This window comes from Bacteroidota bacterium, from assembly GCA_020161395.1.
In the GTDB taxonomy this organism is placed as follows: Bacteria; Bacteroidota; Ignavibacteria; order Ignavibacteriales; family Ignavibacteriaceae; genus UTCHB3.
Genome location: JAIUOE010000011.1, coordinates 1 through 15,153 on the forward strand (window position 1 = coordinate 1; position 15,153 = coordinate 15,153).

The 15,153-nt window shown below is 41.8% G+C and carries 8 protein-coding genes; 2 read left to right on the plus strand and 6 right to left on the minus strand.

Going from position 1 to position 15,153, the window contains the following annotated elements:
- Window positions 1–143: 143 nt before the first annotated feature.
- Complete coding sequence (queC, locus tag LCH52_14350) at window positions 144–833, minus strand: 7-cyano-7-deazaguanine synthase QueC (protein MCA0389668.1); 690 nt, start codon at window positions 831–833, stop codon at window positions 144–146.
- 290 nt (window positions 834–1,123) lie between these two features.
- Here queC and LCH52_14355 point away from each other — a divergent pair, with 290 nt between their 5' ends.
- Both LCH52_14355 and LCH52_14360 read left to right on the plus strand, forming a co-directional pair.
- Window positions 1,124–2,902, plus strand: coding sequence for a M20/M25/M40 family metallo-hydrolase (locus LCH52_14355; protein MCA0389669.1), 1,779 nt, complete (start codon window positions 1,124–1,126; stop codon window positions 2,900–2,902).
- A 426-nt stretch (window positions 2,903–3,328) separates the two neighbouring features.
- Window positions 3,329–6,688: a hypothetical protein gene (locus LCH52_14360; GenBank protein MCA0389670.1), complete on the plus strand. Its 3,360-nt coding sequence runs from the start codon at window positions 3,329–3,331 to the stop codon at window positions 6,686–6,688.
- 25 nt (window positions 6,689–6,713) lie between these two features.
- Here LCH52_14360 and LCH52_14365 read toward each other — a convergent pair whose 3' ends face one another.
- Genes LCH52_14365 through LCH52_14385 form a run of 5 tightly spaced genes read right to left on the minus strand, consistent with a single transcriptional unit; the run spans window position 6,714 to window position 15,118 of the window.
- Window positions 6,714–7,850: a carotenoid 1,2-hydratase gene (locus LCH52_14365; GenBank protein ID MCA0389671.1), complete on the minus strand. Its 1,137-nt coding sequence runs from the start codon at window positions 7,848–7,850 to the stop codon at window positions 6,714–6,716.
- Complete coding sequence (locus LCH52_14370) at window positions 7,851–10,394, minus strand: FtsX-like permease family protein (GenBank protein MCA0389672.1); 2,544 nt, start codon at window positions 10,392–10,394, stop codon at window positions 7,851–7,853. It lies immediately after the preceding gene.
- Between the two features lies 1 nt (window position 10,395).
- Complete coding sequence (locus tag LCH52_14375) at window positions 10,396–11,082, minus strand: ABC transporter ATP-binding protein (protein MCA0389673.1); 687 nt, start codon at window positions 11,080–11,082, stop codon at window positions 10,396–10,398.
- A 58-nt stretch (window positions 11,083–11,140) separates the two neighbouring features.
- Window positions 11,141–13,168 carry a bifunctional 3-deoxy-7-phosphoheptulonate synthase/chorismate mutase gene (locus LCH52_14380; GenBank protein MCA0389674.1) on the minus strand — a complete coding sequence of 676 codons (2,028 nt, stop codon included), beginning with the start codon at window positions 13,166–13,168 and terminating at the stop codon, window positions 11,141–11,143.
- 39 nt (window positions 13,169–13,207) lie between these two features.
- A complete protein-coding gene (locus tag LCH52_14385) occupies window positions 13,208–15,118 on the minus strand; it encodes a family 10 glycosylhydrolase (GenBank protein ID MCA0389675.1) in 1,911 nt (636 codons plus the stop codon).
- Window positions 15,119–15,153: the final 35 nt, after the last annotated feature.

Sequence of the window (15,153 nt, forward strand, 5' to 3'; positions counted from 1 at the left end):
AATTTAACGTAAGGCGAGGAATAAATAAAACGGAGATCATAAGTTGGAACCAACTTGAGGCGAAGACTCTTTTTGCTAAATCTGAGAATATAATAAAAAAGGCTGCCCCTTTTGAGACAGCCTCTTTGTTATTTTAAAGAAAACTACACAACATAATGGACAGGATCTTTTACACCCGCCTGCTCAAAACCATGTTTCCTTAGAATGCAACTGTCGCATTCGCCGCATGAAGTTCCGTCAGGAAGAGGATCGTAGCAGGAATGAGTGATTGAATAATCCACACCGAGTCTGATACCCAGTTCAATGATTTCCTTCTTGCTTAATTTCTGAAGCGGGGCGTGGATTTTAAGATGTGTCGTCCCCTCCACTCCCACTTTTGTTGCAAGATTAGCCATCTTTTCGAATGATTCAATATATTCAGGTCTGCAATCAGGGTATCCGCTGTAGTCAATTGCATTCACTCCGATAAAGATGTCACTCGCCTGAAGCACTTCAGCAAATGCAAGCGCATAGGATAAAAATATTGTGTTTCTTGCGGGAACATATGTGACAGGAATATTTTTTGACATCTCCTCTTCTTCCCTGTGCTTTGGAACTTCGAGTCCAGATGTCAAAGCCGATCCCCCAATCACTTTCATATCAATATCGATTACAAGGTGCTTCTTTGCCCCGAAATATTCAGCAACCATTGCGGCAGATTTTAATTCCTGAAGATGTCGCTGACCATAATTAAAACTGAGGCAGTAAATTTCATATCCTTGTTCTTTGGCAACCGCTGCCACGGTGGTTGAATCAAGCCCTCCGCTCGTAAGAACAACTGCTTTTTTTGGCATTTTTTATTCTTTGACTTTTTGATAAAATTAAAAATTTGAAGCCCAAATCTAACCAAACAGTGACTTTTGACCAATTTTAAGATTTTACTTCTCTCTCGTTTGACTTGTATGGTAAATTGAATAACACTAAATTAAGGGTTCACTTTAAATATTTAATGCCGGTGTCTGCATGCTGTTAATTTCTTTTGCGGTGCCTCAAATATGAACTTTTAACTTCTCTGACAGGTTTTCATCTGACAGCAACAATCTTATTCCAAAACAATAAAGCCCTTTTTCTCAAAGGAGAAACAATGTACAAGTATTTTCTCATGTTAGCCGTCTTTTCTTTCGTGACCTTTGGCCAAAGCAAAGGGAATCCTGAAATTACGCCGAAAGAAATCATTGAACACATTAAATTTTTGGCTTCAGATGAACTGGAAGGCCGGTCACCGGGAAGTGGCAAAGATATCATCGCCGCTAATTATATCAGGGAGATTTTGAAAAGATCCGGTATTACTCTGCTCGGTAATGATGGATTTCAGCACTTTGAAGTTGGCGGTGCATCGAAAATCAGCGAGAAAAGTTCGTTGACCATAAACAAGACGGAACTTAAATTTGACAAAGATTTTACACCTCTGGTAATATCCTCCTCAGGTGAGGTGAATGCAGAAGTCTTCTTTTGTGGCTACGGTTATGTAATTAACGACCAAAAATTGAAAGTCAACAATTACACATCAGAAGTAAAAGGTAAATGGGTTTTGGTTATGAGAGGGGCTCCGGATGTTCCCGGGATGAAGGAAATCTTCGAAAGTCACTCTTCGCTTCGGAAAAAAATTATCACCGCAAAAGACAACGGAGCCGCTGGGATAATTTTCGTTAACGGCTACGAATTCGATAAAAATGACAATCTTGTCAACAGCTCACAAGGTGCCGGGGAGCCCGATGCAGGAATTCCGGCAGTTCATATTACCAGGGAAATGGCTGAGATCCTGCTCAAGGGTTCCGGTAAGTCTCTGGCTCAGTTGGAAACCTCACTTAAAAATGATATCTCCCAAAGTGTCTCTTTCAACACCTCCGTGGTTGTAAAAGGAACAACGGTGGTTACAAGAACAAAGAAACCGACTGTAAATGTTGTGGGCATGATTGAAGGCAGCGATCCGGTTTTGAAGAATGAATATATAGTTATCGGTGCCCATTTTGATCACTTGGGTTGGGGTGGTCCCGGTACGGGCAGCAGAAGACCCGATACAATCGCCATTCATAATGGTGCCGATGATAATGCTTCCGGAACTGCAACTGCTTTGGAGATAGTCGAAAAACTCGCGGCAAATAAATCGCAGTTGAAAAGAAGTGTAATCTTTCTCGCATTTGGTGCCGAAGAAATGGGTTTGCTGGGATCGAAGTACTTTACCGATAATCCGATTAAGGAATTGAGAAACATCAAATTGATGATAAATCTTGATATGGTTGGAAGGCTGAATCCTGATACCAAAGTTTTGAGTGTCGGAGGGACAGGAACCGCCGTCGAATTTGAAAAATACATCGACAAGTATATTGCAAAATCAGGATTGCAGGTCAAGAAATCACCCGAGGGTTACGGACCTTCGGATCATGCCTCATTCTATTCAAAGGACATCCCCGTTCTCTTCTTCTTTACCGGCGTGCATGATGATTACCACACACCTTTCGATGACTGGGAAAAAATCAATTCAGACGGAGCTGGTGTTATCGGCAATCTGGCTTATGACATCACCATGGAAATTGCAAATACTGATATACCTCCTGTGTTCCAGCTCGCCGGTCCCAAAGAAAGACCAAAAGACTCACCGGGCTACAAAGTCTCCCTTGGAATTATGCCTGATATGTCAGCATCGGATATTGTCGGAGTCAGAGCTGAAACAGTTATCCCCGACCGTCCCGCTCATAAAGCCGGCATGTTGAAGGGTGATATTATCACGGCTATCAATGGGAAACCTGTTAAGGATTTGTATGAATATATGGAGAGACTGGCAGAATTAAAGAAGGGTGATCTTGTCAATGTAACTGTTACCAGAGGCAATGAAAGCCTGATTTTAAAGGTTCAACTCTAAAAACTTTTCGGAGCGGAGATTCTTGGTTCTAAGGGTCTCCGCACTACTGCATCTCTATTCATCTCTTGAATGCGTTTTCAGCCCGAATTGACAATTTCTTTCCTTTTTTGGTATTTTATACACAAGTTATCAACATTTCTGTTGATAACTTTATATGGAATTAATTTCAGATATTCAAATTAAATCTCTCTTTTTAGGCAATATTTTTTTCTTGATGCAACTTTTTTTCCGTTTCGAAGGATAATTACGCAATAATTGTCAATTTTTTAGTAAATTTCGATAGTTTTAATAAGCAGAATCGTAGCAGGCTTTTGGACACAAAAAAGTTATCAACAATTTTGAGTCAACGGCGGTCATAATTATGATCTCAATTATAATATTCCAAAACTCCCTGTTTTAACCTTTATCCATTCAAATGAGTGAAAAATGCCGCAGGATCAATTAGCCAGGTTTTTAGATGAACAGTATGTAATCTCAGACTTGCCATATCTCGAGATTGGAGACTCAATCGTACTATCGGGTATTACATACAAAATCATCGAGTCATTTTATGACATAGATTTTTTGCCTGATGGATTTTACTACAAAGCTTCAAACAGCGATAATGAATATTTCCTTATAAAGCTGCTTTTCAAATTTAGAAATGTAGCCAATGAGCCCAAAGCTGTGGTACATTCCGGACTGACCGGTTTGTCTCACGAATCCCTTGCGGTTCCCGTCGAATTTGGTACTGGAATTAAGAAGTACAACTTCAAATACTGTTTCGAGATATATGAGCTTCCGGGTGATGTGGTGCCTTTGGTTAATGTGGATATCGCGGCAGGTGCAGTCAGAAACGGTCTCCTTCCACAAGTGAAGAACCTCCTTGAATATTTGCATGAAAATGATTTCTATCTTCCCCACCTGCATTTATGCAATTTATTTGTTTCTCCGGGAAAGTCCCCCAGGATAGTGTTGTTTGGTTACGGTCATGCTTTGATGAAGAGTAAATTTCCATTTATAGCAAAGACATCCTTCTCTGAAGGGAACCTCTGCAGATATTATTATTCCCCTGAAATCATCGAAGGTCTTTACTCTGAAACCAGCGACTATTATTCCGTGGGTATGATATTGCTGCGACTGTTTTATCCGGAGACTTTTGACTCTGCAGCATATCGTTCGATCGTTCGTAATGGCGAAGAACTAAAACCGGTTATAGATTATAAAACCGATCTTTACGAGGTCAATACGATTATTGAAGGATTGACTCTGCATGAGGAACTGAACCGGTTTTCTTCAAAGGAAATTGAAGACTTGATAGCAGGAAAAAGGGTCGTTCCTCTCTATTACGGAAGCTTCTTCCTTTTTAAAGACGATTTTGGTGAAGGTAAACTTCACAACCTTGGCGATTTTGTCGAGCTTGTTAAATCGGAACCAGAAAGATTTCTTGCGTTCAGCAAGGCTCCTCAAAATCTTAAAGCTCTGTCTGACTGGTTTAATGGTCTCGAGGGGGTTAAAGATATAGCCGGACTGAAAAAGCGGATCATCAGATATCAAAATATCACTCCGAAATATTTCATCGAGGTAATTCTTCGTCACCTCCTTCCTACAAAAAATCTGATCTTGAATGAGATCGAATTCGATTTTTCTGATAAAACAGAGATTGAAAAGAATCTTCAGATATATTTCAGAAATCTTGAACATATTCATTATTACTTCCCCACTCACGATATACGCGCTGAACTCTTTTACTTTCTCCTTGCTGCGAGCGAAATCAGTGAATCCGATCCAACCGGCTATAAACTTCTAAGGGACGCAAGGGATACAGTTTGCAGTATTCTCGAGATTAATCCTGTCGGATTGATAGATTCATTCAGTACCCCCTCAATGACAGTTTTTCCGGCCCAATGGGCACGAATATTTCATGCTTTTATACCAAAAAAATATTTCAGGTCTTTCGAGGGAACGAAAATTCAAAACCTCGAGGATTTTGCTTTCTACCTCGCTCAGCACCCTGAAGTACTTACCGATGAGTTTCACTACTACGATATGATCAGATTTCTTGAAAATTTCGGTATAACTGACCTGAAAGGCAGAACCTACAAGGAAATTGTATTCGAGATTATGGACAAAAAAGTTGAATGCGACATCAACATTTCGAGAATCGATGAAATCGAAGCCGGTAAATATAAAATGTACTTTTCGTACCGGTATTCTCTGACTAATTTTTTCAAATCTCATGGTCTCGAACTTCCCTTCACCACGGAAATTAAACAGCAGTACAATTATGAGTTCAAGAAAAAGGGACTAAAATCTGCCTCCCAGACTGTAAAGCATTTCTTTTCGCATCTTGAAAAAGAGTTTTCCGTAAAAATCGAGAAAATTACAGAGGAGAAGAAAAGTGAAATCGCAAACCGGTTCAATGAAATTCTGGCAACTAAAATAAGATGGCAGACAGTCCTTGTAAACATCCTGATTATTGCGGGTACCGGTTTTCTGATTTCGGAGTTCGGATCAGGTCTTGTCTTGAATGAAAAGATGAAGTGGTACCTTAATTTGATGCCCGATTTTGAATTCTTTGCCATTAAACTGTTGCCGTATATCGTTATGACTGGCTTTGTGGGCATGCTCTATGTCCTGTCCCAAAACCTGAAACTGATCGGATTTATTGTCTTTACTCTTCTTCTTGCAACGGGCGGAGCAACCTGGTTTGTGTATGAAAAAGGAAGTAAAGCAATTGAAGAGGATGTCAGTTTGAAAAAATCGATTCTGACTGAACTTTATACAGGGCGCTCTGCAGAAACCAAACCTGAGGTTATCTCCCCGAAGGAAATGGCGGCACTTTTTGATATCACATTTGGTATTGTAAATCCCGGATACAAGCCTCTTGTTCAATATTTGGCCGATCAGGAGAGATTTCGGGTTAAATCAAACAGCAGGGTGGTTTCCCGTACTCTCCGCAAATTACAGGATGATTCCTGGGCAGCCAAATTTGATCTCATCGACAATTTCTCCCTCCCGATTGAAAGAACCGTTGGAACCGTTCCAATACCCGATAACAACGGATTCTTTAACAGTCTCGGCTACTTTGGATTTAAGTTAAAGATGGATAAAATAAAAATTGAAGGCGGTGATAACTCTGTTTTTGGTATCGCTTTCAACAGATACTACCTGCTAATCACAAAATCTGAAGTAAAACTGTACAAAAAAGAGGAAGAAAACAAAGGGGACAAAAATGAATTTTTACTTCTTAGTCAGATGACAGGTTATGATTATTCGATTGAAGCTTCAGGTCCCGACAGAGAGGTTATGCCGGCAGGAGTGCTCGAAAAATTGTTCACTGAAAAAGAGCTTGTGAAAGGGAATCCGGAGATCAACAATTCTGAATTTGATCTGGAAATTACAGTTTTGTTTTCGTCAATTTCAGTCAGGATCAATGGGAAAGAAGTGATTAAAACGAACGAAAAGAATGGCTACACTGACCTCGATTATGAACATTTTAAACCCAATATATCTCTTGTTTTTGGAGTGGAAAGCGACTATTCATTCACTTCTGTCACCATTTCCCCATTACCTGATCCGACAGGTGACAGGAACTATCTGGCAAGGCACAATCTTAAAGGAAAAATCAAACCCGGTTCATCACTTTTTACGGATAAGGGTTTGTCTTCAGCATCTGCTGAAAAACCAACCGACAAGGAGATTCTTTTTGTTAAAAATCTGGAAGGAAATGTTGTCACTCTTGAGAGTTCTGCCGGAAAAGTCTTTTACTTAAGTAAAAAGGATGTGGACGATATTTATTTCTGATCACCCGGATAAAAAGATTCACTGATCAGTCACCATACCCTGTAAGTTCGACATAACCCGAACCTTTGATGGTCGTCCCCTTGATTTTTTCAATATCAACTGCTCCTTCGTAGTATGTGATACGGAATTTATGCAGTTGATTTTTCATCGAAGTGGATATCTTGTAAATCGTTTTTTCGGAGTCCACTTCAATTTCCCACGCAGAGGGATACACATTTTTCTCAATTGTTACGGTATTCGTTACTCTGAATTTTAACTCCTCATTCCTCAGGGTTTTGCTGGTGCCATCCGCTTTTACCAGACTCCCCTTCTGAAAGTTTGTATTCCCGTCTTTATCTCTCAATCTGAAGTACATAAGTTCTGAGTTGTCATCCAACTGCAATGCGAACCAGTCCCAGCCTTTTTGATCCGGCTCGAGGGCACTTGTTGACCATTCGTGATCCATCCAGCTCCACCCTTCAAGAGCGTGTGATTCACCTCCGGTCTTTAGTTGCCCACTCGTGGCGATTCTGGTAAAGGAATAATAATATGAAGCATTTCCGGGATTGTTGGACTTTCTGCTCAGCCCTTTTTCACCCTGCAAAACCATTTCCTTTTGTGGCTCAAGGGAAAAGGAAAATTCAAATTCCCGGCTCCTGGCAAAAATGGAAATCTTCGGTTTGGAACTGCCCGTTTTGAAGTCAAAATTGAGTTCGAAACCCTCAATATGTATTCTGCCCTTTTCAGGGTCGCTTCCAGCCAGCGCTCCGGTTCCTCTTGCGAACTTTTCGGCAGAATAGAATTTTCCTGTTGTGATATCACTAAGTCCCAAATGTGCAGAATAAACCGATCCTGTTTGAAACCCCAGAGAATCATCTTCTTTTCCCGGTACAATACCGTTTCTGAAAATTGTGAATTGATAACCGAACCGTCTGCCCGTTGCGGTTTTGAGATTACCGGTGAAGTACCACCACTCCGTTTTATAATCGTAGTGGGCAAAGTGATCTTCCGGGAAATTAAAACTGATTATTGAATCTGCCTTTTTGAATCCTTTGGATTCTGCAGACATCACACTCGAAACCGTCAATTCTGCCTCACCCCTCTCACCTTCAAGATTCAACACAAACCACAACACTCCAGAGAGTATAATAACGGTGACTAAAGAAAGAAGCAACAATCTCATCTATTCGTCCCTCAACGATTTTGCCGGGTTGGTTATTGCCATCTTGTAGGCAGGGTATAAACCGGCGAACACAGAGGCAACTATGGATATAAGAAACGCCTGAATCAACAGGAAAGGAGATACCTGCATGTCCATCGTCCAACCGAATGAACGGAGATTAATAACATAAATTAAGGCGTAAGCCAGAACCATCCCGAGCGGAACTGCAATAACAGATGCGAGTGTACCCATGGAAAATGTCTGAATGGATATCAATTTGAACATCTGCCCGGGTGTCAATCCCGTAGCCCTCAGAATTCCCATTTCCTTCTCCTTTTCAAGTTGAATCGACATCAACGCGCTAAATATTCCGATGAACGCAACAATAACGGATAAAAGATGCAACAGACTCGCCACTACAAAAGTACGGTCGAAAATTTCCACCGAGTAATTCCGCAATTCACTGTTCAATCTTATTACTATATTTTGCTGTGAGCTAAAAAGGGATTCGGCAGTCTTTCTTACCTGAGCTGAGTTGGAACCCGGCTTAAGGTAAATACCTATCCCGGAAATTTTATAATTTTCCCACAAACCGGAAAATAATTTGTAATCAAGTGAGATATGCCCCATTTCTGAACTGTAGTCATAGTAAACAGCGGATATTTTCACACTTTTTAACCCTTCAGGTGTAGTAAATGTGACTGTATCACCAATGCTCAGTTTCCATTTATAGGCAAAAGTTTCGGTAACCAGTGCACCCCTGCCCTCTCTTATCTCTTTCCACGCAATTCCGGGAACACCTGCTTTTAATTTGAAACGGTATTCATTTTCAGGATCTATTCCGGCACCGAAAACTTCAATCTCTCTCCCCCGGAAAGTACTTTTTGCCTCGGAATAGTAATCAATTGATTTTACTCCTTCAATTTTGAGCAGATTATTTAGAATTGAAGGCTCAATCACAGGTTCATTCTTTCTCGATACAGGACCGGGTGCCGAAATGAAAAGATCGGCTACAAGTGTCTGCTCCAGCCAGGTTATTACTGTTCCACGAAAGGAGGTGATCATGGTTGATACACCGATAGTTGCTGATACAGCGATTGCCAATGCGGCAATAGCCACAGTTGTTCTGCTCAGGTTCGCAACTATGCCTCTTAAACCTGTTTTTCCCGTGTTTCCGAACAGTTTTTGAACGAGCGGCTGCATCAATGCCACACCCTGTACAACAACAAATGGTGTAAGCAGAGCAAACGAGATTATGAGCAGGAGAATTCCGAAATAGCTGAGCAAAATTCCCGCATCCGCAATAACCAGTATTAAAGTGCCTGAAATGAATAATATCATTGACAGAAGAGTGAAATATTTTGATTTCTTTCTCAGCCCTGCCTCAATCGACGATCGTTTCAGTACAACCCCCGGCGAAGTTGTGGCAGCCTCATATGCCGGATAGAGGGATGCAAGCAGGGTACCAGTTATTCCGGCAAATCCTGCTTTAAAGATACTTTCCGCAGGAATCGCTACAGATTTGACATTTGTAACAAAATAAAGGTCATTTATACTCTGTGTAACGAGACCCAGAAGTTCCTTCCCAAGGAAAATACCCGCAACTATTCCGGTAAATGTTCCAATGGCTCCAATGAATACAGTCTCAGCCAGAATTTGAATGTAAATTTCCCTTCTGGTCACTCCGATTGCTCTGAACAGTCCAAGAAGTTTTCTACGCTGGATTACAGAAAATGTCATTGAATTGTAGATCAGAAACAGCCCGACAATCAAACCCAGCATGCTCATGGCATTCAAATTGAGCCTGAATGCCTCGGTCAGAGACCTCGCTGTGTCGTTTGATTTGCTCGACTCTTTTAACTGAAGATCGCTGTTGTTTTCCATTATTTTAACCACCCGGTCATAATCCTGCCGGTCGAGTATCAGGTCGATATAACCAATCGTGCCATTTTTATCGAAAAGTGAATCTGCCGTTCCAATATCTGCGATGACAAACTGATCAATCGAGTTTTTACCGGTATTTGAAGAGGAAGGAATTAAAGACTGACAATATACTTTGAACTTTTTCGTTTGCCAGATGACAGTAAGGGAATCACCCGGTTTCACCCCTGAAGCCAAAGCGAATGCCTCGGGTAGCACCACCCGATCCTTGTGAGAGAGCAGGTCTTTTAGCAATTGATCACTCCCCTGACCCGAAACATCGAAAAAATTCCGGAATTTCTCTTCTGAGAAAGGATCGAGCCCAAGAAATGTGGCATTTTCACTCTTCTTGCCAACAATCCTTATGTTTTCTTCAATAACAGGTGCAGAAGCTTCAATTCCCTCATTTCGAATCCGGACGAATTGACTGAAACTCAACGAACCGCTCTTGGATGTGAGCCGGTGGGTAGCTTTTCCCGATACTGTTTCCATCGAAATATCGAATGCCCTCAGAGAGCTCTCATTAGCCATATCTATGGCAAGAATTACCGACACACCGAGAGCAATGCCGGTTGCAGACAGTATTGTCTGCCATGGATGAGTGAAAAGATATCTGAGTCCGGCTTTCTGAAATAATGAGATCACTTTAAATACCGGAAGTCGAGATGAGTGTATTGTTCCCCTTAAATTCAATTATCTTGTCAGCCAGTCCGGAGAGATCCCGGCTGTGGGTCGCCATTATCATGGTCTTCCCTGTTTTCTTTACCAGATTATCGAGGAGTTCGACAATTTTGTCGGCGGTCTGGTAGTCAAGGTTTCCGGTAGGTTCATCGGCAAGGATTATCTTTGGATCGTGAACAAGTGCCCGGGCTATAGCGACTCTTTGTTGCTCTCCGCCTGAGAGAACATCAGGATAGCTGTTGGACCTGTCTGAAAGTCCCACTTCATCCAGCAGGTATTTCGCTCTTTCCAGCCATTCCTTTCCCTGTTTATTGGTCAGTTCAAGGACAAGATTCAGGTTTTCCAATACTGTCAATGTGGGTATCAGATTGAAAAACTGAAATACGAATCCCACATTTTCACGACGGAAAATTGTGCGATATGGTTCTTTAAGGGATGTTAATTCGGTGGAATCGAGAATTATTTTGCCACGGTCAGGCACATCGATTCCACTTAGCAGATTAAGAAGTGTTGATTTTCCCGAACCGCTTCTGCCGAGCAGAATTACAAGTTCACCCTCATCAATTCCAAGATCAAGATCACGGAGTACATGGCGACTTGTAATTCCCTCGGTAAACGACTTGTTTAATTTTTCTATTTCAATAAAGGGCAATAGTTATCCGTTTTTATACAGATAACATTTACCCGAAACAATAAATTCCAATGTATTGCTATATTTTACTCAATTCAGCCATCATTTCATCAAACTGACTGAAGCTCATCGATTGCTGAGCATCGCTGAGAGCTTTATCAGGATCGGGATGAAACTCGACCATCACACCATGGGCACCGACAACTTTTGCAGCTTTCGCCAGAGGAATCACTTTGTCTCTGTGACCGACTGCATGTGAGGGATCGACTATTACGGGCAGATGAGTCAGCTCCTTCAAAACAGGAATGGCACTAAGATCCAGAGTATTCCTCGTGGCTGTCTCGAATGTCCTTATACCTCTTTCGCAAAGAATTACCTGACGGTTCCCTTGAGCGAGTATATACTCTGCTGCGCTCAACAACTCTTCGATTGAGGACATTAAACCCCTCTTCAGTAAAACTGGTCTGTGTGTCTTCCCCACTTCGATAAGAAGTGAGAAATTCTGCATGTTTCTTGCTCCGATCTGAAGAATATCGGAATATTTCGCCACTTCCTCCACCTGATTTATCGACAACACTTCAGTAATCACAGGAAGATCGTAGAACTTGCCTGCATCGGTCAGGAATTTTAGACCATCATAACCCAGTCCCATAAATGCATACGGATTTGTTCTTGGTTTGAAGCAACCTCCACGGAGGATGTGAGCGTTGGTCTGCTTCAATTCCCTGGCACACTCAAAAATTTGTGATTCTGACTCCACAGAACAGGGACCACCGATCACAACAAAGTTGTCACCGCCAATTAAAACATCTTTTACTTTGATGACGGTGTCTTCTGATTTATAGTCTCTGCCGGCGAGCCGGTAAGGTGATGATTTTTTCTTCACTTTCGCCGGCGGTTTAATCTCCGGGATTATCTCTCCCGCAGGTTCATCATTTTCAATGAGCCGGGGTAAGTCAGTCTTCACTGAAGTCTTTTCAATGTCATTGGCAGGATAGCTACCGAATACCTTGAAATAGCGGGTGTTTTTCCCAAGTTCATCAATCATCAAGTTGACTTTGTCATCCTCGATATTGCCCTCGAAATCGATGTAGAACATCTCCTCCCAGGGATTTCCGGCTACAGGCCGCGATTGAATTTTGGTCATGTTAACACCAAATTTATTAAAGACCATCAACGCTTCGACCAGTGCACCCGGTTTCTGAGCAGTTGACAGAACAACAGATGTTTTTGCCGGAATCCTCAGATCCACAGACACAGGTTTTTTGGAAGCTATTACGAAACGGGTAAAATTCTCTTTATTATTAGCGATATCCTCTCTGATCACAGTCATACCAAAGGTTGAAGCCGCCTGTTCGCTGGCAATGGCAGCATACTCAAGATTTCCCGAGTCTCTCACTTTTTGAACCGACAGAGCTGTATCGCTGACTTCCTCAATTTTGGCATTAGGCATGGTCTCAAGGAATTTACTGCATTGTGCCGCTGCCTGTGGATGAGAGAATATTTTCTTAATGGTCAGAGGGTCAACATTGGCAATACCGATTAGATTCTGCTTGACCCGCAATTTTTCCTCACCAATAATGGCGACAGAAGATTTAACGAGTGCATCGTAAACATCATTAATATTCCCCGAAGTGGTATTCTCAACGGGTAACATTGCGTAATCGGCTTCCTGATCTTCAACAGCCTTAACCACTTCCTCAAATGTCATCTTGCTTATAAAACCAATATCCACACCCCTGTTGGCAAAGAATCTTGCTGCAGCCAGTGAACTGAAGGAGCCCTCTATCCCCTGAATGGCTACACGAATGCTTCCTCCGGATTCACCACCTTTTTCGCCGAGTCTGTGCAAATATGACTGTTGCAACCTGACGGAATCATCAATTATTTCATGAAAGATCCGGGTTACAAAAGTCGGCTCCAAACCCGCCTTCTTGCCGGACTTGATAAGCTTTTGAAGCAATTCCTTTTCCCGCGTAGTATCCCTTAAAGGATAACCTTCACGGTCTTTTCGTTTTACAACTTCCATACTCAAACCCCTCCTCTTTACGAGGAGCGCTATGAGTTCTTCATCCAAAGCATTAATTAAATCTCTTAGGTCGTTCATTTTTTCCGGATTCTGTTCTTAAATGTTAAATTTAAATTTTTACTTGATTAAAAGCGTCTTGATCACTCCATCAGACTTCCCTGTCTCAACTCTTATGTAGTATGCCCCGCTTGCATAACCTGATGCATCCCACTTCCATTCATGTATACCGGGTGGTACTTCACCGGCATCATGAGTTGAAATCAGTTCACCCAACTGATTGTAAATAAATATCTTAACGAGTGCCGTCTCATTGGTTTTATAACTGATAACCGTCACCGGGTTAAAAGGATTTGGATAGTTTTTAAGTATGAGAATGTTTTCCGGGTTTGAGGCAACCTTCTCATCCTTGATTGATGTAACAACCACATTGGGTGATTTTTTTCTGTCGATCAAAGCCATACCGGCATCTGACATCACATATTTACCGGATAGAACCCCTTCATTGCTCAATTCAATCACTTTGTGATATCCCTGTTGCAGTTGAAAACTGCCGAGATGGAACCAGCCCTGCTTTCCCGGGCTTTGTTGATTAACGATAATGATGGAGTCACCATTCTTTGATGAGATTGTGTATTTCACCTGATTGGAAAAGGAAAATGACGGAATCAGGTAAACATAAAGATTATACCATGCTTCCGCCGGGATATCGTAGTGATACTCAAGTTTTGACGGTTGCGAAGTCCCTGTTCGAGTTATACCACCCCGAAAACCGGGAACAGGCAGGTTATCCCACTGGCCGGTTTTGACCACATTTAATGAATCTTCATTGATTACCAAACCCTTGGGTCTCCGGTTAAACTGTCTCCCCGGCATCCCTGCAGGATTTTTGTAATATGTCGCTCTAAGTGTGTCAGCAAGGCGGTTATTGTTTCTCCTCAATCCTTCATAAAAGAAGAATCCCTCACCCATGACACCATTCTGCCGGTTCAACTGCAGCGATTGAAGTAGAAACTGCGGATCGATGGTATAACTCCCTATATTCATTAGGATGCCGGCAAATGTAATTCCTTTTTTTGAGGGATCAATATGAAACAGGGAATTGTTAAGTTCGTACAGGTATTCCATGAAACTATAGCGATAGAGCTGCGGCAAAAACTGATCGACAATTCCGCTGTTTACCCAGGTCTTTGAATCCTGAAGATATTCTTCATATGCCCAGGGATAAAGGCTTGGTGAAGAAGCAACAAAAATATGGCTGTCGCTGTTCTTTATACTGTCTCTTACCCTTCGATAAAAATCGTTCAACCTGTCAGCGCGCCATCTCTTCCATGTCAGGTCATTGTAATCTGATGGCGGAGCAGCACCGTTATGATCAAGTTTGTAGAGAGCAACGGTTACAGAATCATAGCCACACTCCACAGGAAGTGCCGGCATCCTGTCAGAGTACTCGATGCCGTCAATATCATATTTATTCATCACCTCCCTGGTCAGAGCAATAATCATGTTCTGAACCTCGGGATTAATGCCGGACATCCAGTCAAATCCGTTTTTTACGCAAATGTCGCCGTTAACAAGCCTGGCAGCCCATTGAGGATAGCGTTGAAGAATATGCCCTCCGTAAGGTGGAGTTCCCCCGGAATAATAGGATGAAAAACCGTACTCAAACCAGGGATACACTTCAATTCCTACTCTGTGCGCTTCAATAACCACCGTTTCCAATGGATCCCTGCCTCCGAATACCGGATCAATTAAAAATCCGAACAAAGAGTCTGTTATACGGCTTGGATACTGGGTGTACCCACCATTCCAAACGACCGGGATGACAGAATTGATGTTAAAGGAGGCTAAAAAATCCATCGCTTCAGAAATGGACTTTTCTGAAAAGAGTACCTGACTGTCGATATCTGTCAATTTCACCCCGCGAAATTCATTGGTCTGGGCAAGACACTTCGAAGATGATAACAGCATCACAGAAAGAATTAGTAATATTTTAGTAAATTTTGGTAGCTGATTCAAATATTGTGACATTAAAAGGTAATCTATTTATATATTAATTTACAAAA